Here is a 23,935-nt window from a genome sequence, read left to right on the forward strand (position 1 = left end):
CACAGGCTTGGGGGTGGACAATCTCCATCACCAACTCCGACGGGGTGAAGACCGCTGTGCTGGGATCCAGAGGGGGGCTTGCTATCCTCGACGGGTTCTGCTGACAGGCCTGGCTTTGAGGTTGTAGATAAGGCTGGTGCGGTATTGCAACAGCAAATTGCGCAGATAAAGGGGCAAGTTGCGTCGGTAGAGGGAGCGGGTTTTGCGGTAGATAGATTTGCTGCGCCGGTTAATTGCTTGGCTGCGCCGCTGCAAAGAGGTTTGGAGTGGACGTTGGAGTGCCAGGGATCCGGGCACACGCATCAACCTTGGCCGTACCATATCCCCCCTCGAGAGCGGCGTTGAACGTTGGATCCAGTGTAGGGGATCCTCAGGGAAGCAGCCGCCAGCGGGTCAGCCTATTCTGCAGGTGGTCTGCCCAGCTTGCCGAGATCCCGGCAAAAGCTTCATCCCTCTCCAGATCTTGCAGCAACTGCCGACCCAGAGGTGCCAGACGATACCGATCCGTGATCCCCTGCCCATCCACTTCCCGCCGCAACAGCCCTACCTGAATCAGCCACATCAGCTCCTGATCCACCCGCATTTCCGATAACGGGCGTCGGCTGTAGCCCGCTTGAACGCCGGCCCAACCTGCAATCTTCGCTGGTGGGATCCCTTTTGTGCTCATGGCCTGCAGCAAGGGCAACCGAAAAGGGCTGCAAATCCAGGCACGCCAAGCCCTTCTGTACACTGACTCAGAGTCATGGAGCATGAGGGACAAGGGGAGTCCTTATGTTCTTATTCAATTCTGTCAATGGCCGTTGAGCAGCAGGCTTGTTACAATAAATTACGATATGTTGATCATCCTTGCCATTGTTGTCCTCCTGGGATTCTGGGCGCTGCGCTTGATGGAGCAGGCTTTTCAGAGTCAGGAGTTCTCGCGCATGTTGGCAGGGACACTGGTGGCTGTGGCTGCCGGCGGCGTCTTGACCTGTTACTTTCTGATGAGCGATACCCTTCAGATGTTGTTTCATCTGCAAGCGCAGTCCCCCTCTTCCTACTCTCAAGATCTGCTCTCCGATTTGAGCTGGCTTGATCAGTAAATGGGCGGTCATGAGCTACACCAATGCAGTAGCTCCGCTAGCGAGGTTGTGACGCAGCTTTTATAGTCGTTTTAAGCCGGAATGAAACATTTCCATCTAGCTCCCCTCTCTTGCTGGGGGTAGGGCGGCAGCGGAGAACGCTTAGGGAGTGTTTCAATCTAGTTTGAAATGGAAGGCCAAAGTATCTGGGGTTATGGCATCCTCCTGCATCCGCAAGGATGGAGTAGCAAGACCTGCCGCCCGCTTGCCAACAGTGAGCGGGAGAAATCCTGCAAGCTGTGAAAAAATCCGTTGACTTGAGCCGTGGGAAGAATGTCAATGGGCCAATTGGGTTGCCAGCCAGGCTCGGATGCTTCGGATCATTTGGTGGTTGGGGGCCAGTAGGTTCTGGTAGATCAACTGTCCAAAAGCATCGATGGGGCTGAACTCCTCCCCGACTTGGAAAGGATAGCTAAAACCCAGTGGAGTGAGGTGATCCCCCTCGAGATGCTGCCACTCGGTGTGGCCTTGATACTTGCGGCAAAGCTGCTGGTAGAGCAGAGGAATGTCGTCAATATCATCCTGTCGAAATTCCACAAGCAGGTTGTTTCTAACCGGATACTGCTCCTCAATTAAGCGGTTGGTTTCTGTCGGGGAAGGCTCGAACTCCAACCACAGGTTCACAGGCGGCGAGGAGGATCCCATCCACATCCGCCACAGATCGGCGAGCTGTTGTTGAGGCCAAGCTTGGGTCAACAGCCGCAGCAATGGCAAAGCCCGATCCAACCCGGCATTGCTGTAGGCCAGAAAAATATTGCCTCGCCGACGGGATCCCAGAGAAGGAACGGCTAGACAAGAGAGGATCTGCAACTTACAGCCCAGGCTATGACCCAAGCCAAACAGAGGCAACTCCAGCAAACCCTTGCTTTGCAGGCTTCTGTGCAAAGATTGGGCTGCGTTGAGCGCCAGTTGGGCGTGATCGATATCGGTGGTGTAGGGGGTGGCAACAACGGCCATGCCCATACGGGCCAGTTCTTCCAGCAGGCGGCTGTAGAACACTTGCGGGGCAGCTCCCACAAAAGCTCCACCCAGAAAGTGAACGACGGCGCGGGGTTGAGGGGGCAGAAGGAACCAAGTATGCCCATCGGTTTGCCAAGTTGGTGCCATGGTGTTGCAACCTCGCCTGCGATTTTGTTGGAGCTTTTCCCACAACCCGGCAGATCCCACTTGCCCACCTCACGCCGGTTCCCTGCGCTGGCCAGCCCCTGGAACTCATCCTAATGGACATCTTGCCCAGACATGGGGATCCCCAGTTAACTTCTGATGCAGCAGGCAAAACTCTGCCCCGCCTCAGACTGAGGTTCTAGCACCGAAGGGTAGTGCGCTACACTCGCCGAGATTGGGTTTTGAGTGTAGGATCCCTGCCCAAAAGTTGCTGTGGCTGCTATGACTAGGGCAGTGGGTGGTGAGGGATCGTGATGAAGACTTCACAGCTTGCAAAAGGATGCCTGCTGATCGATTGTCGGGACTTTGATGAAAAGACGATAAACCTGTTTTTGGCACCTGGGCCCGATCCCTACCGGGAAACAGAGGAATTTCTCCTGGACTGCGAGATGCGGGCAGATGAGCTGCCCCGTTATCTGCGGCGGGCCTTGCTGGAGTTTCAGTTGTATTCCAATTCGGAAGGGATCCTGCTGCTGCGGGGCTTGCCCGTGGATCCCGGACTAGACCATACCCGCACACCGGCTCTGGCGCAGCGCTCTGAGGAGAAAACCACTTTTGTCAGCGAACGCTGCTTGGCGATGATCGGCAGCCGCTTGGGGCATTTGGTCTCCTACATCCAAGAAAAAAACGGGGATCTGTTTCAAAACTTGGTGCCTACTCCCGACAGCGAAGAGGTGCAATCTTCCGAGGGATCCCGCACTCGGCTACAGTTTCACCGCGAGACGGTTTTTCATCCCCACTCACCGGAGTTTTTGCTGCTGTTTTGCCTGCGCCCCGACCATGATCGTGTGGCGGAAACCACCTACGCCAGCATCCGCCATGTCCTGCCTTTGCTGGGAGAGCGCGATCGAGAGCTGCTGTTTGAACCCCTGTATCGCACCGGCATCGACTACTCCTTCGGCAACCGGCAAGCCCTGATCAATGGCCCCATTTTGCCGGTGTTGTATGGCCGTCGAGAGGATCCCTTCTGGAACTACGACGAAGACCTGATGGTGGGGCTCACCCCCGAAGCCAGTCTGGCTCTAGAAGCCCTGAGGAAGGGAATCCACGCTGTCTACCGAGGCATCAAGCTGGAAACAGGGGATCTGCTCTGTATTGACAACCGCCGCACCGTCCACGGACGGACTGCCTTCTCTCCCCGCTACGATGGCTTCGACCGCTGGATCCAGCGCTCATTTGTGGTGCGGGATCTCGGCCTTTCGGCAGGGGATCGCCATCCCGGTGAGCGCATCATTCGCACCGCCTTCGCAACAGACGATGAGGCCCAAGCTGCCCTCAATGGGGAGCAGGTCTGTCTCAGAAGATCCTGAGAAGTTCGCAGACTTCAGCGCCATCCATAGCTCAAGTCCGTAAAAGTACTATTGGCGATTTCCCCGAAAGGGTTTGGATGAGTCGCCCCAGATTCTGATGTCAAAATACGTGATCCTCACGATGGCTATCGCAGAGCGTTTCCAGCATTCTAGGCTTATGAGCCAAAGCCATCAATTCTTCTCACGATTGCGAGGTTAAGATGAGCATTCGCCAGATCATCGATGAGGTTTTACAATCTTCGGTTTTAACTCTGCAGCAGGAGTCCAACATTAACCAAATCCTCTGGGAAAGAAACTATGATCCATCTGATCTAGAGGCTCTGGATGAGTTGGTAGAAGCCATTTTGCGCCAAGAGGTAAGGGCTGCTTCCGATCCCTGCTAGAAACCTAGCCTTGCTTGCAAACGACGGCAGATCTTGCTCAAAACTTACACACTTACACAACGCACAACTGAGAGCAATTGTGCATGCTCCTATCATGAGTCGGGATGAGATTCCAATCTCTCGACAATTTCCCGGATTAAATGCTCATCAGAGCGATTGATCTCGGGGTGGAAAGGCGCCTGTTTTAAGTAGCGCTTGAGATCCTGGCAGGCTTGCTGCCAACGGCCCAACTGATAATACAACAGCCCGCGATCCCTTAGGTGGGGCAAGGATTCAGGGATCAACAACAAGATCCGTTCCGCTGCTGCCAAAGCGGGTTCCAGTTCGGCGCGGCTCAGATAAATTTGCTTGAGGTTGTTGAGCAAGCGTACCAAGATCAGGCGGGGAGGGGTGGGGCGTAGGTGGTGTTCTTGGAAAGGGATCCCAGGCCCGTAGATTTGCGACAAAAGCTCTTGACAATCTTCTGGAAATAAAATCTCCCCCTGCTGAAAGGGATCCACAAAAATCTCGGCGCCTGCAAACAGGGGCCGGATTAAAAAGTGGCCGGGCATGCCCACTCCTGCCATGGGAAAATCGATCCGCCGCGCCAGCTCTAGATAGATCAGCGACAGCGTAATCGGGATCCCGGTGCGCCGATCGATCACTTCGTTCAAAAAGCTGTTGCGTGGGTCGTAATAATCTTCGCGATTGCCACGAAAGCCCAGATCCTCAAAGAGATAGTGATTCAAGATCTTGATGACCCGCAGGGGATAACGCTCCGGGGGAAGGCGCTCTTGCACCTCTGCGGCCATCTCATCCAGAGCGGCCACATACTCTTCCACCTCCAGATCGGGATAGGCTTCTTGGGCAATCCAGAGGGCCGCCCGACCCAGATCGATGGGCTCCGATTGGATTTCAAGGGCAAAGCGTTGACGGGCAGCAGGAATGCTCATGAAATGTTAAATATTAAATATTAAGGTTCTTTGCAAGGATCTCGGTTAGAACAGCAGCGTGCAAAAGCTGGTCAACAGCAAGGTCACCGCCGTCAGGAGCAGGCTAAAGCTCCAAAGCCGCAAAGCGGCAAGCAGCAGGATCCCGATCACCCAAATCAGCAGAGCATTCCAATAGGGTCGGTTGGGGGCTTTGGACACATTAATTTTCTGGAAGAAGGGCAGCAGGATGAACGATACATCCAACAACAGGCGCGGCAGCCGCAAATTGTCCGGCAGCGGCAGATCTCGCACCGCCAAATAAAGCAGCCCCCAGCTCAACAAAAGCGGGATTAGGAGCAGATAGTTGGATTCGGCCAGCAGGGGTCGATCCACCACCAGCGGAAACAGAGGGCTGATCCCCCAGAGCAGATAGAGGTAAAAGTTGAAGTTCAGCAGCGGCTGTAGCAGAGGGGGCACCTTGAGGCGTTGACCTTGGGATCCGATCCCGTTTACCTGAGCTGCGATTTTCTGGCCCAGGGATCCGCCTTTTTGAGGGGCTTGCGCTGCCGGGGCCGCCCGCCAACCGCAGTGGTCGCAGTAGGGAGACTTGAACCGGTAGGCTGGGATCGGCTTGCCACAGGAAGGGCAACGTTGGATCGGACGAGGTTGAGAACTGGAAGCCATGACCACCCCGCGGTACTTCTGCCTTAGCATGCCCCAATGGCTCTCAGTTTACTCCCAGGGCAAACGACAATGTAATACAGGCTGCCCCCAAAGCCGCGCCGGCCATGACCTGAACGGGAGTGTGCCCCAGCAATTCTTTCAGGTAGGGTTCTGGAAAACGGTCGGCGCCCTTTTCTTCAAACCATTCTTCCAGGAGGCGATTCAGCACCCGCGCCTGTTTTCCAGCGGCTTGGCGGATCCCCGCGGCATCGTACATCACCACCAATGCGAAAACCACCGTCGCGGCAAACAGCAGGCTGTCCCAGCCTTCCTGCATCCCCACCCCAACGGACAAAGCCGTCACCAACGCTGCGTGGGAGCTGGGCATTCCCCCGGTTTCCACCAAGACTCGCAGGTTAACCTTGCCTGACCGCACATAGGAAAGGATCAGCTTGATGGCTTGGGCCAACACACTGGCCAGCAAAGCAACCCAGAGGACATGATTGGCCATCAACTGTTGCAGCATACGGCTCTCCAGCACAGGAATGCGAGCAGGGTCTCCAGGGATCCCATCTAACTTGTCCTCTTGTCCTGCCCTAATGCTGACGGCGAGTGATGAAGTCCGCCAGAGCCAGCAGCGGTTCTGCCCGCGGTCCGTAGGGGCGCAACGTTTCCTTGGCCGATTGAATCAGCTCCTCGGCTTTTTGCCGGGAGGCCTCTAGGCCCAACAAGCTGGGATAGGTGGCTTTGGCGGCAGCTTGATCCTTGCCTGCCGTTTTGCCCAGTTGCTCGCTGGTGGCGGTGATGTCCAAAATGTCGTCCACAATCTGAAAGGCCAAGCCAATATCGCGGGCGTAGCGGCTCAGGTGGGCCAGCAGCTCCTCATCTCCCCCCGCCAGGATCCCTCCCGAAACCACCGAGACTTCCAATAGAGCGCCGGTTTTGTGGCTGTGAATGTACTCCAGAGTTTCCAGGGAAATGGCCTTGCCCTCCGACTCCAGATCCACCACCTGTCCCCCCACCAAACCGGTTGCAGCCACAGCATGGCCAATGCGGGCGATCACCTGTAACACCAACTGCGGCGGTACCCCCTGAGTTTGGCTGGCAATGTGCTCAAAGGCAAAGGCCAGCAGGGCATCTCCTGCCAAGATGGCAATGTCTTCGCCGAACACCTTGTGGTTGGTGGGTTTGCCGCGGCGAAAGTCGTCATTGTCCATGGCCGGCAAGTCGTCATGGATGAGCGACATGGTGTGGATCATTTCCAGGGCACAGGCGGTAGGCAGAGCCTGCTCCACAGTGCCGCCGGCCAACTCGCAAGCAGCCAGACAGAGGATGGGCCTGAGGCGCTTCCCCCCTGCCAATAGGCTGTAGCGCATCGCCTCGTAAATGCGCTCCGGATAGGCGGGAACCAAAGCTGCAGAGAGAGCTTCTTCCACCTGTTGCTGACGCTGGCTCAGGTAGGCTTTCAGGTTAAAGGTTTGGGCAACCAAGCGGGGTTTCCTCTCAACTCGGCAATGGGGGGATCCTTGTCGAGCCGTTCTTCAACAGACTTGTCAGGTGTCATTATCTCATGTCCACTTTAATTGGGGATCCCAGCCCAGAGGCCAAAAGGGTAAGAAGTAACAGCAAGTTGCAGCCGATGAAGAAACTGCAGGGATCCTGAGCCGCCAACTTGCGGTTGCTGTCGCCACAATGTCAGGATTCATAAGGATCTTTAGCCGGATTGCCCTCCTATGTCCCACTCGCCTGTTCAGCTCAGCGCCACCTCCTCCACCGCCAGCGGTGCGGAGCACTTGGGTGACCGTTTGCTGCGGGCGGCCCGAGGGGAAGTGCTGGATCGCCCTCCAGTTTGGATGATGCGCCAGGCGGGTCGCTACATGGCGGCCTACCGCGAGCTGCAAAGCAAGTACACCTTTAAGCAGCGTTGCGAGATCCCGGAGCTGGCCGTCGAGATCTCGTTGCAACCGTTTCGGGCCTTTGCCCCTGATGGAGTGATCCTGTTCAGCGATATCCTCACCCCCCTTGAGGGCATGGGCATCCCCTTTGAGCTGGTGGAGCATCAGGGGCCGATCATCGACCCGCCGATTCGTTCGCAAGCCCAAATTGAACGCATCCGCCTCCTGGAACCGGAAGAAAGTCTGCCCTTTATCAAGACCATTCTCAGCACCCTGCGCCGCGAGGTGGAAGGGAAAGCAACGCTGCTGGGGTTTGTCGGCTCCCCCTGGACTCTGGCCTGCTATGCTGTGGAAGGGCGCAGCTCCAAAGATTACGCCCACATCAAGAGCTTGGCCTTCGCGCAGCCGCCATTGCTGCATCAGTTGCTGAGCAAGCTGGCCGACAGCATTGCCCGCTACGTGATCTACCAGATCGAGGGCGGTGCCCAGGTGGTGCAGTTGTTCGATACTTGGGCCGGACAGCTCAGCCCAGTCGATTACGAGTGTTGGGCCTTGCCCTACCAAAAGCAAATTGTGGATCAGGTGAAAGCTCGCTATCCGCAGGTGCCGCTGATCCTCTACATCAACGGCAGCGCCGCTTTGCTGGAGCGGGTGGGCAAAGCCGGCATCGACGTGTTCAGCCTCGATTGGATGAGCGACATGGCAGAGGCCAGGGCTCGCCTGGGATCCCTAGCGGTGCAGGGCAATCTGGATCCGATGGTGTTGCTGGGATCCCCGGAGTTCATCCGGCAGCGCACCCTAGAGGTGATTCGAAAAGCCGGATCCCGTGGGCATATCATGAACCTGGGCCACGGCATTCACCCAAGCACTCCAGAGGCCAATGTCCATTACTTTTTCGAGACGGTGCGCCAGTCGGCAGAGCTGATACATTTACGCTGAACACTGCTGAACATCACTGTTCAACTATGCAGCGATAGCATTCTGTTTGTTTCCATTCGCGTTAGCGGGACGGAGTCCAAACAGAATGGCGGTATCCCGCAAAGCTTTGAGTAGAATACCCAAAGCGCAGTTTCCGTGTCGTCTTACTACCAATTTTCTGCTTTGCTTTGGCTACCATGTTGGCAGACTCGAAAGTAAACAGAAAGATCAACTGGTAGTAATCCGTAATGAACATATTATACATTATTTTCAGTATAGTTGAGCTTATTATTGACTAGAGTCATGCTCCTAAAAGCCCTCTAGCCTAACAGGCAGCGCGAACCCCTCCTCCCTGAAGCGTTTTGCTCAACTTTTGCTCTAAGGTTGCACGGCCATCTCCAGGGATCCCCGGTGTACATCAGCGTCATCATTCCCACCTACAACCGCCGTCCCATTTTGGAGCAGTGTCTGCGGGCCCTGGCGCAGCAGCAGCCCGGCCCCTACGAGGGCTACGAGGTGGTGGTGGTGGACGATGGCTCCACCGATGGCACAGTGGAATGGCTGCAGAACAACCCCGTTGGCTTGCCCCAGTGGAAACTGTTGCAGCAGGAGCACCGCGGCCCCGCCGCTGCCCGCAACCTGGGGTTTCGCCACGCCCAGGGATCCCTCATCGTCTTTATCGACAGCGACCTGGTGGTGGTGGATCACTTCTTGGCCAGCCACGCCCAGATGCTGCGGCGGCACGGCGTTACAGGGGATCCCCGCTCCCCCCACGAGGCCAAGGTCTTCACCTACGGGCGGGTGATCAACACGAGCAATTTTCAGGATCCCCGCTCCGAACCCTTCAAGCCCACCGATTTTTCGGCAGCCTTTTTCGCCACCGGCAACGTGGCCATTGCCCGCCATTGGTTGGAGCTGGCCTGCGAAACCCCCGCCGGCCCCTTTGACGAGCGGTTTCACCTCTACGGCTGGGAAGACCTGGAGCTGGGGGTGCGGCTAAAACGTTTGGGCCTGCGCCTGGTCAAGTGCCCCCAGGCCACCGGCTACCACTGGCATCCGCCCTTTGAGCTGCAGCAGATCCCAGGATTGATTGAGCGGGAACGGCAGCGGGGCCGCATGGGTATTCTCTTTTACCAAAAACACCCCACCTGGGCCGTGCGCCTGATGATCCAACTGACGCCCCTGCACCAATTCCTGTGGGGCCTTTTATCCCTGGGGGGCTGGCTGAACGAGAAGCGGGTGGAACCGCTGCTGCGCTGGTTGATCCGGCATGGCCGCTCGCAGTTGGCCTTGGAGCTGTGCCGGATTTTTTTCCTCAACTGGTACAACGTGCAGGCCGTTTACGAAAGCTACAGAGCGATGAAGGCGCGAAATAAGGGGATCCACTCGGCTTGAGCTGCCACCAGGGCGGGGTAAGTGAGTCGGCCATAATCCTTGCCGGGAATGAGAGGCTGGCCGGGATCCGGATCGGCACAGCTCAGGGGTTCCCAAACGGCGCCGGCCCCCTTGACAATGGCCCACACTGCCGCCACATCCCAGATCTTGGGCGAGCGTTCTACCGCCCCCAAAAGGCTGCCACCGGCCACCGCCAGCAGGTTGTAGGCAGCGCCCCCCAACATCCGCGCTTTGCAAGGGAATTGCGGGCTAATCCAATGGCTGCTGCGGGAACAGAAATTGAACAATTGGTTGGGGCCGGGTGAGGCGGTGCTAGGACGGATTGGCTGGGGACAGGCGGGATCCCGGTCGTGGCGGGTGAGAAAAGCTCCTGCTGCTGCATCCCCAGGAAACCGAGGCCAATAACCGTAAAAAGTCTGGCGGATGGGCGGCAGATGGACACAGCCAAACACCGGCACGCCCCAATGCAGCAAAGCCAAGGAGCTGCCCCAAATGGGGATCCCACGGGCAAAATTGGTGGTGCCATCCAAAGGATCCACTACCCAACACCACTCCTTCTCGGGAAAAATGTGGTTGGATTCCTCGCTCAGATAACCGTGATCGGGGTAGGCAGCGGCAATGGCCCCTTGAAAAGCGCGATCCGCCCACTGGTCAGAAGAGGTTACCAAGCTGCCGTCGGCTTTTAAGGACTCCGTCCCGCTGGCGCGAACCGTAGGGTGGGCCTGGCCAAAGTCTGCCAAGAGCTGGGATCCCACGCTGGCCGTAGCCTGCAAGGCAAACTCGGTAACCTCCAGCCAGAAAGGGGATAGAGCAGCAGTTGCAGAAGGAGCACTCATGCCCCAATCCTAGCGGGATCCCTGGCTTTTGGGGTGGAAAAGGGGTCGCAATGGCAGCGGATCCCTCACAAGCAGGTTCTAGGCCCATAAGCTGAATAGAATCAAATCATAGGTAAACTCCCCAGCTGGCCACCCTCCTCCATGAACCAGCGCCTGATTGGACAACTGATTGGCAACCGCTACCGGCTGACCCGCCACATCAGCGAGGGTGGCTACGGCAATGTGTTCGAGGCGGTGGATACCCAGCTCAATGACGAGCTGGTGGCCGTCAAGTTGTTGCGCCCGCCGCCCCCGGACATGGGCCCAGAGTACTACCAGCAACTGCAGCAACGCTTCATGGATGAGGCCAGGGTCAGCGCTCTGTTGGGCGAGCACCCCAACATCGTGCAGGTGCGCTCTTACGGCCTGTACCAAAACCAGCCCTATCTGGTGATGGAGTACCTGAATGCCAAACCCTACAGCGGCCAGGGGTTGGACTATGTGCTGGCTCGGGAAGGCCCCTTGCACCCAGAGCGAGTGGTGAACTTGGCTCTGCAAATTTGCTCTGCCCTGCACCACGCCCACAACTTTCAGATGGATCTGGGCAAGCACTCCATTCGCGGCGTCATCCACCGCGACATTAAACCCAGCAACATCTTTGTGCAGAAAGGGCCCGATGGGAAAGAGCGGGTCAAGATCCTGGACTTCGGCATTTCCAAGCTCATGGGGGAGACCTCTCGTGGCCTGACGCAGACGGGCTATTTTTTGGGCACGATGGTCTATGCCTCGCCCGAGCAAATGCGCGGAGAAAAGCTGGATGGCCGCTCCGACATCTATTCCCTGGGGGTGGTGCTGTACGAGCTGTTAACTGGTGCGTTGCCCTTCGAGCCGGATACCGACACCTTGCAAGGCTGGTACCACGTCCACAACTTTCAAAAGCCCCGCCCCTTCCAAGACCACAAGCTAGCCCACCCCATCCCCGCTGCCCTGGAGAAGGTTGTCCTCCAGTGCCTAGAGAAAGACCCTGCCCTCCGCCCGGCCAACATGGAAGTGCTCGGCCAGCAGCTACAGGCTGTCTATGGAAACAAGGTTGCCCCTCCTGCCCCGTTCGTCCCCTCAAATTCCTCTCGTTCACCTCAAGGTGTTCGCCCCCCGCGGATCCCGACCGGATTTGGCCAGCCGACTTCCCAACAGCCCCGAACTGCCCCAGTTGAGGAAGAAAAGCTCCAGCAGGCGGTCAGTCTGATCGAGGCAGGCGAGTACAAGATGGCCGTCCATTTGCTCAACGAGCTGATCCAGAGCGCCCCCAACGAAGCCCGCTACTATCTCTACCGCGGCCTGGCCCACCAACGACAGGGGCATTGGGGCCTTGCCCAGATGGACTATCAAGGGGTGCTGCGGCTGGAACCGGGTAACCCTTCAGCGGAACAGGGGCTGCGCGAGGTGGAACAGAAGGTTGGGCAGGAACATATCAACAGCAAGTCCGGCTCTCATCTGTTGGATGCACCCCTGAATGCACCCCGCCTGGGCAAAGGGTCGGCGTTGAGTTGGCTCTTGGCCAATTTGGGGGCGGCTGGGATCGGCTACCTGGGGCTGGGGGCATCAGCGCCTCTGCTGGCGGCTTTGGGATCACTACAAGAAGCGGTGGCTGGAGCCGGCCTTGGCTTCCTGATGGGGCTGCTGCAGTGGCTGGTGTTGCGGCGGCAGGTTTCGGTGGGATGGGTGGCTGCAACTTTGCTGGCCACGGCTTTGGGCTGGGCGGCGGCGGATTTCCTCGCTCCCCAGGTGGGGGTAGCAACCTCTGCTTTTAACCCGACGGATCCCTGGCTCCAAAATGTCTTGCAGGCAATGGGAGATGCGCTGCGCGGTTTGCTGGTGGGGGTCGGCGTTGGTGGGCTGCAATGGGCCTTGTGGTCTCAGCGCTGGAAAGGTAGCCGGGCTTGGATCTTGGCGGCAGTTGCCGAAGGGGCAGGATCGGCTCTGTTGATGGGTTGGCTGCTGGACAATACTACCTTGAACAGTTGGCTGCTGCTGATCGTGGGGCTACTGGCCAACACGCGCCCCCTTAGCGCAATGGTGCTTTTGAATTTGCGCCGGATCCCTACTGTTCAAAATCAACAACAAGCCCCTTAGCCCACAGGGATCCCATCTGAGTTCTCTCTCAAGAAGAGGGAAAGACAGGAATCAAAACCGCTCATTATTTTTCTCACGATTTTTCTCACGGTTACCGGGGAGCGCCGTGAGATCCCCAGCTCAGAGCTACGCGACTGGTTGTAGGGAGTAGGGTCGTTTGAGCTACTGAGAAAAGCCCTATGGCCCTGTGCATGCAACGTTTTGGGTGTGGGCCACTGTCCTGGCCTAAATTTCAAGAGGGCAAGGATGCACGCTATAGAGGAACTTTCTAGCGGAGCTATTGCACCGGCTAGTGTCTCATTGCCATTTGAATTGACTATAAGTGCTGCTGCAAAACCAGGAACCAGAATCCTCGCCCGGCGAGTATGTTATGACTCTGAGCTGGAAGCTGTTTTCGAGTAAAACTCACGCATTTCTGTAAACCACTCCAATCGCGAGGGATCCCAGGTGTAGAACATGTGTCCGCCGCGATAATGACGTAGGGTGAGGTTGGCCTTCAACCGCGGATCCAACTTCATCAAATCCACCAGGTGATTCGAGGCAAAGTAGGGCGTGACCAGGTCGTAAAAGCCATGATGAATGCTCACCCGCATGTGGGGGTTGAGGGCCATGCTGCTGCGCAGCTCGTCCATTGCCCCGATGAATCCTTGCTTAAACTCTCCTTTTGGGGTGAACCGCCAGGACTTGAACACCTCCAGGTTCAGTAGGTGATAGGTCAACTCCGTTTCCACCTGCAAGGTCTCTCGCAAGTGGCTGTTGATGGCTGCCGTGAACAGGCGATCGATCCCATCCAAGGTGGGATCGGATCCCTCGAAGGTAGGCCGATCCGGAAAGGGATCCACCGTGGTTACAGAAGCATCGTAGAGCCCCAGCACCAGTCGCTGCGACCGCAACAGCTCGCGGGCAAAACTGGCGATATCGATCCGCCCGCCTCTGTGGGCTACATATTCTGGAGATAGGCCGATCCCTGCTGCCATTTCCTGATACACCGCTTGCCGTTCTGCCTCTGGCATTGCCTCCCCCATGGCCAAGAGGGGCAGCAGACGTTGTCGGGCAAAGTGTTCTGCTTTGGGCAGCAGGATCTGCAAATCCTCCCCCCAGCCACACCGTCCATGATGGGCTGCTGTGGCCACATAGGAAGGGAAAAGGGCTGCCCAGGTGCTGAGGTTGTAATCGTTGGTCTCCAGCAACCCAAACTCAATCGCAGGCGAGATGAGAATGGCCCCCGACAGGCCCACGCCAAACCTGGACTGCAGCTCCTTGGCCAGCCGCGCCACCCGAAACCCACCGTAACTCTCGCCGGCAATGAAAATGGGGGAGAGCCAGCGTTTGTATCGGGAAAGGAAGCCCTGAATGAACTCGCCCAAGGATTGCAAATCCCGCTCCACATCCCAGAAGGGCGATTCCTTAGGAGGCTCCTCCGCCTTAGCATCCGGCTGAGGGGGCTTGGATGCCGGATCGGATTTCTCCCGGGAATCTTTGGGGTCTTGAGAATCCTTGGGCAGGGCGCGGCTGAACCCTGTCCCCACCGGATCGACAAAGACCAGGTCGGAAAAGGGCAACCAACTTTCGGCATTGTCCACCAGCCGCACCGGGGAGGGGGGCAAACTGCCGTTGGGCCCGAAGCAAATCCGTTTGGGCCCCAGCGCTCCCATGTGCAGGTAGGCAGAAGCTGCCCCAGGCCCACCGTTGAACACAAAAGTGAGAGGGCGGTGCTGAGAGGCGGAGTCTTGCTTCAGATAGGCGACGTGAAAGATCTCGGCCACCGGTTTTTCCCGCTGAAAAAGGGTCTGCCAACCGGCCAGCGCTCTGTAGGTAAAGCTCTCCTCTCCAGCCGTAAACCTGTGCTCGGTGGAGGAGAGGGGGGAAGTGGGCTTAGATTCAGTAGCCATGAAAACAGGGATCCGCAGTCTGATCCCCAGTGAATCACAAGTTGCCGACCCTCAACACTCCCAGAGGAATCTCCAAACGGCACCTCACAAAGTCAGCGGAGCTTCCAAAGTTAGATTGAAAGATTGGCCGGGGCGCAGCACCACCACCTGCGGAGCGGTAACATTGCCCACCACCACTCCGGTCGCGGCACCTCCCAGGACATTGCCCACTGATACTCTGCCCGTGATGGCCCCCAAAATGGCTCCCGCGGCTGCCCCAATGGCTGCATCCTGAGCGATGGCCTCAGCCGAATACTGACGGGGATCCTTTTCGTCGTGGAGGATGTTGGAGGAAGCCCGCAGGCTGTAGGTACGACCGCCGAGAACAATGGAAGTGCCGACAAAGCGGGATCCGCCCGGTGCAGGTTCCATCTGTCCAAAAATGCGGCTACCCGCCGGGATCACCAAGCGCCCCTGGCTGTCAAAAATGTTCTGAGTAACGGCCACTTCCAGGGGATAGACGGTGTCGGGGTAAAAGTATTGCGGCCCTTCGCTACTCAGGCTGCCGACCGGGATAATCGTCCCCTGCTCAAGGCGGTAGGCACCCAATTCAAAAAGCGGCTGAGCCGAACTGGGCAAGGGGGCCAACGCAGGGATCCCGGCCAGGCCAATAAGGGCTGCTGTTAAGATAGCTTTCATGAGTAGAGTCTCCAATGCTTCTCCAAGTTCTGCCGAGTTCTGAGCAGTTGCCTGAAGCTATTCCAAGTCAATTTGCTTCCTTGTCTCAGCTTCTCTCCACTTCTAGGTTATCGAATCCTTCCTAGGGCTTGTTTTCTCCCACAAGTCGATTTGTTTTCAACTGTTGGCAGTTTGGGTGACCATCCTGCAGCACAACGCCTCTTAGAAATGCTGGAAGGCTTGCTGACGACTGAGGGCCTGCCCGTCCTTCAGCCAGACGGTTCCCTGCGGATCCCAGCCTGTCACTTCTCCAATCCAAACGGCCCCCGGCAATCTTTCCAACAGATGCTTGGCCACCGACACCTCGGCACTGAGGAGCAGCTCAAAATCTTCGCCCCCATAAAGCGCCCATTCCAAGGCTTGGGCCGGAAAAGCCTGCCGCAAAGCTTCTGAAATCGGGATCCGCTCCACGGCAATCCTTGCCTCCACCCCACTGGCCTGACACACCTGCACCAGGGCATCTGCCAAACCGTCGCTGGTATCCATGCCGGCAATGCGCAAGGGATCCGGGATCCTTTCCAAGAGGGGCACCAGATCCAGGCGCGGGCGTGGGTATTGGTGAGCCCTGATCAACTGCTCGCGCTCGGCCGCCGTAGCTGAGGATCCCTGTTCAGGATGGAGAAGCAGCTCCAAGCCTGCCCGCGCATCTCCGTGGGGCCCTGTTACCACCAGCCAATCGCCGGGTTGAGCCCGTCTGCGCTGAATGGCCCGCCCCGGCTGCACCGATCCCAGGGCCGTGATTGCCACAAATCGATGCGGCGACCGACACAGATCCCCTCCCACCAGTTGGCATTCCCAGCGGGCGCAACAGTCCCGCATCCCTTGATAAAGCTCCTCCACCCAAGCAACCGGTGTGGAGCCCGGCAAGCCCAAACCCACCACCAACGCCTGCGGACGGGATCCCATCGCGGCCAGATCCGACAGATTGGCGGCCACCGCGCGCCAGCCCACCGCATGGGCCGGGGTCGTCAGATCGCTGAAGTGAACTCCCTCCACCAACACATCGGTTGTCACCACCAACTGCCCCTCCGGAGCAGCCAACACCGCCGCATCGTCTCCCACCACCTGGGCCGGACAGTAGCGCTGCACGATCTGCAGCAGCCCTGCCTCCCCAATTGCCGAGATGGGTAGGGGGGAAGGATTGCCGTTTTGTGGGGAAGCACTGTCAGGAAGACCGGAGAACAAGACAGACCTCTGAGGGTAGCGAGGATAGCAAAGCTGAAAAAGCTGATGGATGATGGGTTCTTGTTGGATATTTCCAAGGATCCCGCCTGCACGCCACAGGCAAGCTGGAGAATTCTACCCCGCCGTCCGCTGTCCAATCAGGGCATAGAAGGGATCCCCGCCTCCGCCTGCCCAAAAGCCCAGCCAACCCATAGGGGCAGGCCGCTGGATCACCTTCACCACCGCAAACCCTGGCACCGACTCAAAATAGCGCCTGACCAACTCCACCCGCCCCGCCTCAGAGTTGTCCCGCCAAGCCTGGATCGCCTTCTGGAAAAACATGCGATTGGAGAAGCTGACGATGAACAGGCCCTGGGGCTTTAGAATGCGATACACCTCGGCAAACACCTGCTCTGGCTGCTGCAGATATTGCACCGAGACCGTGTTTAGCACCGCGTCGAAGGATTGATCAGGGAAGGGCAGACTTGGGTTTTGGTTCAAGTTCTGGATGAAGAAGTGATCCAGCCGGGGGTTGGCCGCCAGTTCCTCCGGGTTCATCCCATGCCCCTCCACATGGGCAAACTCCATCTCAGGCGGCAAATGGGAGACCCAACTGCTCATCAGATCGAGAATCCGGGTCTGGGGCCGCAAATGCTCGCGGTATAGATCGGTGAGCTGGCCGATGAAGCCAGAATCCACATGAGTCACGAAGCGAGGATAGCTGTAAAAGAGGGCATCGTCGCTGGGATCCAACTTGGAGCGCTGCCAATCCTTGAGCACCACCATGGCCAAACGGTTGCAAATCTTAATCAAAGCTAACATTTTGGAAGCTTCGGAAAAGGGGTGGGCGTGATACCTTAGCAGAGCAACAGTGGCCATTTCGCGAAGGACTCTTTGCCGTGATGTCTGTGTCTCACCCCTCTTCAGCGGCTCCTTCTTCTTCTGGGTCTAACTTTGGCCTGCGGGAGTACGTAACCGAACTGCAGCTCCACATGGCTCTGCAGGCTCGCAGCCTTACTCCTTCTCTCAGCGTTTCCCCAGCCCAGGACAGCCCCCTGGCTCTGGTGCAGCGGGCACAGGCAGCTATGGAGAAGTCCGTTTCCCGCCAGTGGCTTTGAGCGGCACAGCCTGGGCAGAGATGCTCAGGCCAAGCTTTTGCGCAACACCCCCTGCACCAGTAGAACCGACACCCCCACAAACCCCGTCAAAAGGCCCAGGGATCCCGCCAGGGTGAGATCGCCCCAGGGAGCCTGCAGCACCACATCGGCCCAGCTCCAATGGCTGCTGCGGTAAACATGGCGGATGGGCTCGATGGCAAAAGTGAGGGGGTTGAGGCTGGCCACCCAACGCAGCCAGGTGGGCATAAAGCTCAGGGGAGCCAAGGCCGTGCTGGAAAAGATCAGGGGCAAGTTCACCAAAAAGATGAAAGCCAGCAATTGCTGGTGCCCCGGCATGGCAAAGGCCAAGCCCAAGCTCAGCGCCGTGAAGCCCAAGACCAACAGGCCCACGATCAGGGCCACCACCGCCAAGCCTGGCCCGTCGGGGATCCCGGCCCCAAGGGCGTAATCTGCCCCCACAATCACCGCCGTCTGCAGCAGCGCCAAGCTGACGATGAACAGGCTAGAAGCAAGAACAATGGAAAAACGAGAGGTGAGGGGAGCCACCAACAACCGGTTCAAAAAGCCAAATTCTCGGTCGAAAATCACCGGCACTCCGGCATTCAAGGCTCCACCAAAAGCCGTAAACACGATGACTCCCGCCCCCAAAAACTGGGTGTAGTTTTGTCCGGCCCCGAAAATGCCGGCAGGAGCATTCTGAAACAAGGCTCCAAATAGAATCAGCCAGAGCAACGGCTGGATAATGCCGGCCAGCAAGGTTGTGGGGCGACGCTGCAGTTGGATAAACAAGCGGCGGGTGAGGGCAAAGGTCTCCTGCCAAAAATCAGCCGTCAGAAGGGGGATCGGGTTAGATTGAACCGGGGAAGAGGCAGAGGTCATACCCAAGCTCCTGTAGAGTTGTGATCAATGAATGTGTGATGAATGAATGCAGTATCTAATCCATCAACCAATACAACCAATAAATATCTCGATATGCCTTTGTACAGGGATCAATGGGGCTCGATCATGAGGTGATGAAGTTACTTTTTCTTTTTGCCCAGATTGGCCTCGGCAGCGGCCAGCTCCGCATCCATGAGGGTTTGCCCGGTTGCCGCCAAATACACATCATCCAAGCTGGGACGAGACTGGGTGCTGCTGAACACCTCTAGCCCATGAGCTTGCAAGTGAGCGCGGATCTGGCTGAGGGGATCCTCCCCATTCCGCTGCACCACCAGGTTCAAGGCGTTGCCCTGGGCGCTGTTGATCACCACCTTCTGGACAAAGGGCAGGGATCCCAGCAGTTGGGCACCCCGTTGGGCCAGTTCCGCCGGGGCAAATTCCTGCAGCTTGACGGTGATGCGCTCGCCGCCGACGCGGGTTTTCAGCTCCTCGGGGGTTCCCTCGGCAATCACCTTGCCCCGGTCGATGATGGCCACCCGATCCGCCAGCAGGTCGATCTCCTCCAGGTAGTGGCTGCTGAGCACCACCGTGATCCCTGTGTTCTTGAGTTGGCGCAAAAAATCCCAGATGGCCAGCCGACTGGGAATGTCCAGGCCCACCGTGGGCTCGTCCAAGACCAGCACCTGGGGTTGATGGAGCAGTCCTGCCGCCAGATCCAAGCGTTTGCGCAGCCCGCCGGAGTAGGTACCGATGCGCTGGTCGGCGCGGTCGGTCAGCCCCAGCAGCTCCAGGACGGCAGCGATTCGCTCTTGAGCCAAGGGGCGCGGCAGGTGGTGGAGGTCGGCCTGCAACTGCAACAATTCTCGCCCGGTCAGCACCTTATCCAAAGCCACCTCTTGGGCAACAAACCCCAGTTTTTCTCGTACCGCTTTGGGGTTTTCGCTGGCTGGGATCCCGTACACCTCTATCCGGCCCGCATCGGGACGAAGCAAGGTGCAGAGGCAATGCAAAGTGGTGGTCTTGCCGGCCCCATTGGGGCCGAGAATGCCGTAGATCTGGCCGGGTTCCACCTGAAATGAGACGTCCGCCACGGCCACTGTGGATCCGTAGCGCTTCTGAAGTTGCTCTACCAAGACCGCAGGAGTATCTGACATGGGTATCCACATCTCGCTTCCTCTAGGCTATCAAGCCTGTTCGGGAGATGAGGCCAGGGATCGCCACCATTTCTTGCTCGTTGCCGCCAGCCCCCTAGGGATGGTGGGAGGTAAACTACCCGGCTCCGACCGCTAAGCGGTACGGAGCGGGCTTTCAGTAGCCCTGAGCCTGTTCTGCTCTACCAGAGAACAAAACAAGCCCGGACCTCTAGGCTGGTTTACGACAGCCCCCAAGAGCGCAATCACATTCGCACCATTCAAATCCGCATCCCCTTCCCATCCACAGTGCCCACACTTGAACGACTTGCCACTGCGGTAGGATTGCGCAGGATCGGGATGGATGTGTAAACACTTGTGGCAGGTCTGCGACGTGTAGGCGGGCGGCACAAGAATCAGAGCAACCCCTGCAACCCTCGCCTTGTACTCCAGAAACTGACGTAGTTGGTAGAACGCCCAACTGTTGGTCCTACGCCGCTCGGCTTTGCTGCGTGGCTGTTGATTGACCCTTTCCCGGATCCCTGTCAGGTCTTCCAGAGCAATAGCGCTGTTGGTAGCTTTTGCCCTAGAGACAATAGCTTTGGAGATGCGATGATTGACCCACGTTTTTGCTACGCAACGCTGACGCGACTGAAAGCGTCTCTCCTTGCCAGACAGCCGTTGCAACAGTTCTCTGCATCTGCGCCGCGAACTGCGTGTGCCCTTACTGGCTTTGCGTTGGAGTGCCGCCCTCAGCTTGGAGTAGTGGTCGCGGACTCGGTTCAACTGCTGTCCATTCCAGTTGTCCCCCTCTGACGTATGGGCGATATCCGTCCTGCCCAAGTCCACCCCGATCACCCTGTCGGTATCTTGTTGCTTGGGCGGGTTTTTCTCTACGCAAATCTGGATGTCGTAGGAGCCGTCTTTCCGCTGGACTAGGGTGGCCGATTTGGGGTTAGAGCCAGCCAGCATTCCCCTCTGGTAGTTACCAATGGCTAGCTCAAAGCGTTCTCTCCCTTCAACCGTGGTCAGCGACACCGTCCAGTCTTTCTCGCGGAATGAGAAGATACGTGCGTCGTAGGTAACGAACCTACGCTTGAACTCTTTAATCGGACGGTTGCGCTGTCTCGCCACTTTGCGAGCGCCTGCCACCCGTCTGCACACCTGTTGAGCCAAGTTACTGGACAAGCCGAACCGGGCTCGAATCTCGTAGTAGCAAAGGGATTGCAGTTTGACCGCGTTGACGATCTTCTCCGGCGTGTTCTGGTTGACCCAGTTCAAGGCTTGGCCAAAAGCCTCCAAAGTCGCGTCCAATTTGGCGGCTTGCGACTGGGACGCCTTGAGCTTACAGGATATGGTCAGGACTTGGCTCATAAGTTCATTGTACTTCATCAAAGCGCATTCCTCCCGGCACTGACCCTACGGGTACAGTGCGGGGCTCCTGCGATTTCTAGCTGAACCGAGGCTCACGGTATAGTGGTTCAGGCGAATCCGATGAGTGCAGAGGGATCCCCGCCCATCCTCAACTCAGTCCGGTTGGGTTTAACCCTCGCCAAGGTGTCTGTTGTGGAGAGGAGATGAATGCTGAAGCCAAAGCATGCCTGCCGGCCCCTGCTGCCGACTTGTGGGAGCTCGGATTCCCCTATCGAAAAAGGATGCTCTGTTGTAGCTTATACAGCCTTGGCCATTTTAGCGCTTGGCTTGGTCGGTTGCGGCGAGGGAACAACTCCTCTGGGCCCACTGGAAAATGTCTTTCTGCGGGCAGATGATTTTGAAATTACAGGGGGATCCCCGGCAGCGGGCGCAGTGGGGCCCTACCTACAGTTCAACATGCGGCGGCAGCGGGATAACCAAATCCTAAATCGCCCCCTTAATGTCTATGTGGACAATGCCGGGCTGGCAGAAAGGCGGAATCCCCTTTTGGATAACCAAAACCGTCCTATTCTCTTACAGCGCTCGGTGGCCTTCTTGGGCAATGGGCTGGATCTGAACAGAGATGGCCAGCCGGATCTGCCCCCCAAAGAACCCCCTAACTTCACCAGTGGCCCGCTGCTGCCCTACACCCCGCCCAATCAGTGGCAAAGCCGGGCTGCCCTTGCCTATGTCCCCGGACAGGCCAATATCCCCGGACGGAGTCCCAGCGACCGCTTTGGCATCTACTTTTCTTCCATCCTGCCCTACACCGGGCAGCTTCGCTTTCGCGCCCGCGACGAGCTGGGCAATGCCTTTGCCCGCACCTTTGAGGTCACCTACCCGCCGGCAGCCAGCCGCGCCACGGTCACGGTTACCTTGGCCAACCTCACCGCCACTGCCCAAGAGCCGGTTCTCATTGCCATTTGTAACCAGTTGGGAGCTGCTGCCGTGGTGGGCCTGCGGAGTGGCACGTTCACCGAGCTGGTGGATCTCCTGCCGGCCCCAGGGCTGCCGGTAGATCCCACCTTGAGCGAGCCCATCCGCTATGTGGCCGAGGCTTATCAATTTAACCGCGATCGAGCCGTCATCCGCGTTTCCCAGAATCCCACGGATCCCAGCCGCATGAGCGTTCCTCTACTGGGATTTGAAGGGACAACCGGTCGGGCAGATCTGACGCTGGTGAACTCCGCAGGGGATCGGCTGACTTGCTTCAACGATCGGCTTTCGGATCTGCGGGATACGTTTTCTGACTTTTTCAGATAGTCAATTCAAATAGCAATGAGACACTGGCCAGTAGAATAGTCCGACTCGCAAAAGCAGGCCTTGTCACTTCATCAACAGAAGTTCCTCCATCTGCATGCATCCTTGCCCTCTTGAAAGCACTGCGGTCGCTTCAAACTAGATTGAGACGCTCCCCAAGCGTTCCGCGCTGCTTTTACCGACTCCCATACCCTTCCCTTCCGCTGTATGACCGGCTTTGTACGTCTGTGGGTCTGCTCCCTTCCTGGACATGCCCTACGACTCTCTCAGTCAAGGCTTCTTTCTGAGGTCTACTGGCATGCCATCCTACCTGTAACGTCATCTCATCCTCAACTGAATTGACCATAGATCTGGAATCGTTTTACTGGTGTGCGAAGCAACTATACTTGCAATGTCGTGAAAGCGGCTCAACCGACAAAACCTCAGGGCAGATGCTGCAAGGCCAGCGCCAACTGTTCGTACTCTGCCAAACGGTTGTAGACCTGGGCCGAGATGCGTACCCAAAGCTGCCCGGCGAAGGGGATGATCGGAACCTCAATGCGGTACTTGTACCAGAGGTAATCGTGAAGCCGACGGGCGCGCTCCTCAAGAGGAAGCTCAGGGATCCACTGCTGCCAAAATGGCGGCAAGGGTAGGGTGGCCATAAAGCCCAACATCTTTTCGGGGGCGGGCGGGATCCCCTCAAGAGCCTCCAAGAGCAACTGCCGCGCCTGCAGCAGCAGAGTGTGGTTGTGCTGACGGATATTGTCCAGTCCCACCCCTTGGATAAACGCCAGGGCTGCTGAAATGGCCAACCAAGCGCTGGGATCCCGTGTGCCCACCCAGTCGAACTCCGCTGTGAACCCTTGCCTATAGCCGTGGGAGATCACCGTAGGATGGGTTTGGGCCTGTCGATAGGGGGCCACCCACAAAAAGGCACAGCCTTTCGGGGCAAACAGCCACTTGTGGGCATTGCCGGTGTACCAATCGGCTCCTAGCTTTTCCAACTCCAAGGGGAGAACTCCGGGGGCATGGGCGCCATCCACCAAAACCGGGATCCCGCGCTCCCGACAGAGGCCGATCAGCTCAGGCAGGGGGTAGATCAGAGCCGTAGGCGAGGTGAGGTGATCCAACACCGCCAGGCGAGTTTGGGGAGTGAGGATGGCCTCGAAGGCCGCGATAACCTGCTCTGGCCCCGCAATGGGGAAAGGGATCTGCGCCTCAACTGGGATGGCTCCCCACTGGGCACAGATGTACTGCAATGCCTGACGAACGGCCCCGTAACCGTGATTGGTGCAGGCGATCTGATCCTCTGGCCGGAACCGCAGCGAGCGCAAAACGGCATTGACCCCGCTGGTGGCATTTTCCACAAACACCAAATTTTCGGGTTCGGCCCCGACGAAATGGGCCAGTTCTGCTGCCGCCGCCCGCAAGGCTCGAGGAAGTTCCTCTCCCATAAACTGCACCGGCTGAGCCTCAAGGCGTTCCCGCCATACACTCTGGGCCTGCAACACCTTTTTCGGGGTCGCGCCGTAGGAGCCGTGATTCAAAAAAACGGCTTGCGGATCCAGTCCCCACAAGGAGCGTTCGCAAAGTGGCGCACAAGCACTGAGGGCAGCGCCAAAGTGGGGAGAATCGGATCCCAGGTTGGAGAAGAAAGGCATGGTTCACTCCC

Annotated in this window: 24 protein-coding genes; 8 read left to right on the forward strand and 16 right to left on the reverse strand. The window is 57.8% G+C overall.

Translation table 11 applies throughout. The features are described 5' to 3' along the window. Positions 1-81 precede the first annotated feature (81 nt). Both CYB_RS08795 and CYB_RS08800 read right to left on the reverse strand, forming a co-directional pair. The gene (locus CYB_RS08795) at positions 82-303 is read right to left on the reverse strand and encodes a hypothetical protein (protein ID WP_011433444.1); all 222 of its coding nucleotides are present in this window, start codon (positions 301-303) and stop codon (positions 82-84) included. A 67-nt stretch (positions 304-370) separates the two neighbouring features. After that, on the reverse strand, positions 371-751 hold the full coding sequence (locus CYB_RS08800) for an Npun_F0494 family protein (RefSeq protein ID WP_011433445.1): 381 nt from the start codon (positions 749-751) through the stop codon (positions 371-373). Between the two features lie 82 nt (positions 752-833). Here CYB_RS08800 and CYB_RS08805 point away from each other — a divergent pair, with 82 nt between their 5' ends. Then, on the forward strand, positions 834-1,082 hold the full coding sequence (locus CYB_RS08805) for a hypothetical protein (protein WP_011433446.1): 249 nt from the start codon (positions 834-836) through the stop codon (positions 1,080-1,082). 315 nt (positions 1,083-1,397) lie between these two features. On the opposite strand, the gene CYB_RS08810 is transcribed toward CYB_RS08805, so the two are convergent. Next, positions 1,398-2,228, reverse strand: coding sequence for a DUF1350 family protein (locus CYB_RS08810; protein WP_011433447.1), 831 nt, complete (start codon positions 2,226-2,228; stop codon positions 1,398-1,400). 311 nt (positions 2,229-2,539) lie between these two features. Here CYB_RS08810 and CYB_RS08815 point away from each other — a divergent pair, with 311 nt between their 5' ends. Both CYB_RS08815 and CYB_RS08820 read left to right on the forward strand, forming a co-directional pair. Further along, positions 2,540-3,595, forward strand: coding sequence for a TauD/TfdA family dioxygenase (locus CYB_RS08815; protein ID WP_011433449.1), 1,056 nt, complete (start codon positions 2,540-2,542; stop codon positions 3,593-3,595). Positions 3,596-3,795: 200 nt separating this feature from the next. Then, entirely contained in the window at positions 3,796-3,978 is a 183-nt protein-coding gene (locus CYB_RS08820) for a hypothetical protein (RefSeq protein WP_011433450.1), read from the forward strand. A 92-nt stretch (positions 3,979-4,070) separates the two neighbouring features. Here CYB_RS08820 and CYB_RS08825 read toward each other — a convergent pair whose 3' ends face one another. The 4 genes from CYB_RS08825 to crtE form a co-directional block, all read right to left on the reverse strand. Next, complete coding sequence (locus CYB_RS08825) at positions 4,071-4,910, reverse strand: SirB1 family protein (protein WP_011433451.1); 840 nt, start codon at positions 4,908-4,910, stop codon at positions 4,071-4,073. Between the two features lie 45 nt (positions 4,911-4,955). After that, positions 4,956-5,603, reverse strand: coding sequence for a hypothetical protein (locus tag CYB_RS08830; RefSeq protein ID WP_011433452.1), 648 nt, complete (start codon positions 5,601-5,603; stop codon positions 4,956-4,958). A 13-nt stretch (positions 5,604-5,616) separates the two neighbouring features. After that, entirely contained in the window at positions 5,617-6,078 is a 462-nt protein-coding gene (locus CYB_RS08835; protein WP_011433453.1) for a divergent PAP2 family protein, read from the reverse strand. Positions 6,079-6,148: 70 nt separating this feature from the next. Continuing rightward, a complete protein-coding gene (gene crtE / locus CYB_RS08840; protein WP_011433454.1) occupies positions 6,149-7,042 on the reverse strand; it encodes a geranylgeranyl diphosphate synthase CrtE in 894 nt (297 codons plus the stop codon). 243 nt (positions 7,043-7,285) lie between these two features. Between crtE and hemE the strand changes: the two genes are divergently transcribed. Then, positions 7,286-8,386 carry a uroporphyrinogen decarboxylase gene (hemE, locus tag CYB_RS08845; protein WP_255344537.1) on the forward strand — a complete coding sequence of 367 codons (1,101 nt, stop codon included), beginning with the start codon at positions 7,286-7,288 and terminating at the stop codon, positions 8,384-8,386. A 390-nt stretch (positions 8,387-8,776) separates the two neighbouring features. Continuing rightward, complete coding sequence (locus CYB_RS08850) at positions 8,777-9,760, forward strand: glycosyltransferase family 2 protein (protein ID WP_011433457.1); 984 nt, start codon at positions 8,777-8,779, stop codon at positions 9,758-9,760. On the opposite strand, the gene CYB_RS08855 is transcribed toward CYB_RS08850, so the two are convergent. Beyond that, the gene (locus CYB_RS08855) at positions 9,715-10,596 is read right to left on the reverse strand and encodes an inositol monophosphatase family protein (protein WP_011433458.1); all 882 of its coding nucleotides are present in this window, start codon (positions 10,594-10,596) and stop codon (positions 9,715-9,717) included. The two genes, CYB_RS08850 and CYB_RS08855, sit on opposite strands and share 46 nt — an antisense overlap. A gap of 141 nt (positions 10,597-10,737) precedes the next feature. Between CYB_RS08855 and CYB_RS08860 the strand changes: the two genes are divergently transcribed. Next, positions 10,738-12,708, forward strand: a complete 1,971-nt coding sequence (locus tag CYB_RS08860) for a serine/threonine protein kinase (protein ID WP_011433459.1) — start codon at positions 10,738-10,740, stop codon at positions 12,706-12,708. 368 nt (positions 12,709-13,076) lie between these two features. On the opposite strand, the gene CYB_RS08865 is transcribed toward CYB_RS08860, so the two are convergent. The 4 genes from CYB_RS08865 to CYB_RS08880 all read right to left on the reverse strand — a co-directional run bounded on the left by CYB_RS08865 (position 13,077) and on the right by CYB_RS08880 (position 17,267). Further along, complete coding sequence (locus CYB_RS08865) at positions 13,077-14,600, reverse strand: S10 family peptidase (RefSeq protein WP_011433460.1); 1,524 nt, start codon at positions 14,598-14,600, stop codon at positions 13,077-13,079. An 84-nt stretch (positions 14,601-14,684) separates the two neighbouring features. Further along, complete coding sequence (locus tag CYB_RS08870; protein ID WP_011433461.1) at positions 14,685-15,278, reverse strand: hypothetical protein; 594 nt, start codon at positions 15,276-15,278, stop codon at positions 14,685-14,687. 201 nt (positions 15,279-15,479) lie between these two features. Continuing rightward, positions 15,480-16,502, reverse strand: coding sequence for a thiamine-phosphate kinase (gene thiL, locus CYB_RS08875; protein ID WP_011433462.1), 1,023 nt, complete (start codon positions 16,500-16,502; stop codon positions 15,480-15,482). Positions 16,503-16,616: 114 nt separating this feature from the next. Then, on the reverse strand, positions 16,617-17,267 hold the full coding sequence (locus CYB_RS08880; protein WP_011433463.1) for a class I SAM-dependent methyltransferase: 651 nt from the start codon (positions 17,265-17,267) through the stop codon (positions 16,617-16,619). A gap of 116 nt (positions 17,268-17,383) precedes the next feature. Here CYB_RS08880 and CYB_RS08885 point away from each other — a divergent pair, with 116 nt between their 5' ends. After that, positions 17,384-17,599 (forward strand): hypothetical protein, encoded by a 216-nt coding sequence (locus CYB_RS08885; protein WP_011433464.1) that lies wholly within the window; start codon positions 17,384-17,386, stop codon positions 17,597-17,599. Between the two features lie 24 nt (positions 17,600-17,623). Here CYB_RS08885 and CYB_RS08890 read toward each other — a convergent pair whose 3' ends face one another. The 3 genes from CYB_RS08890 to CYB_RS08900 form a co-directional block, all read right to left on the reverse strand. Continuing rightward, the gene (locus CYB_RS08890; RefSeq protein WP_011433465.1) at positions 17,624-18,478 is read right to left on the reverse strand and encodes an ABC transporter permease; all 855 of its coding nucleotides are present in this window, start codon (positions 18,476-18,478) and stop codon (positions 17,624-17,626) included. 140 nt (positions 18,479-18,618) lie between these two features. Beyond that, positions 18,619-19,632 (reverse strand): ABC transporter ATP-binding protein, encoded by a 1,014-nt coding sequence (locus tag CYB_RS08895; RefSeq protein WP_202943698.1) that lies wholly within the window; start codon positions 19,630-19,632, stop codon positions 18,619-18,621. A 132-nt stretch (positions 19,633-19,764) separates the two neighbouring features. Beyond that, positions 19,765-20,982 (reverse strand): RNA-guided endonuclease InsQ/TnpB family protein, encoded by a 1,218-nt coding sequence (locus CYB_RS08900; RefSeq protein ID WP_011433467.1) that lies wholly within the window; start codon positions 20,980-20,982, stop codon positions 19,765-19,767. A 306-nt stretch (positions 20,983-21,288) separates the two neighbouring features. On the opposite strand from CYB_RS08900, the gene CYB_RS08905 reads away from it, so the two are divergent. Further along, positions 21,289-22,284 (forward strand): hypothetical protein, encoded by a 996-nt coding sequence (locus CYB_RS08905; RefSeq protein WP_238376735.1) that lies wholly within the window; start codon positions 21,289-21,291, stop codon positions 22,282-22,284. Between the two features lie 419 nt (positions 22,285-22,703). On the opposite strand, the gene CYB_RS08910 is transcribed toward CYB_RS08905, so the two are convergent. Beyond that, positions 22,704-23,924 carry an aminotransferase class V-fold PLP-dependent enzyme gene (locus tag CYB_RS08910; protein ID WP_148202741.1) on the reverse strand — a complete coding sequence of 407 codons (1,221 nt, stop codon included), beginning with the start codon at positions 23,922-23,924 and terminating at the stop codon, positions 22,704-22,706. Positions 23,925-23,935: the final 11 nt, after the last annotated feature.

The sequence above is a fragment of the Synechococcus sp. JA-2-3B'a(2-13) genome, assembly GCF_000013225.1.
Lineage (GTDB): Bacteria > Cyanobacteriota > Cyanobacteriia > Thermostichales > Thermostichaceae > Thermostichus.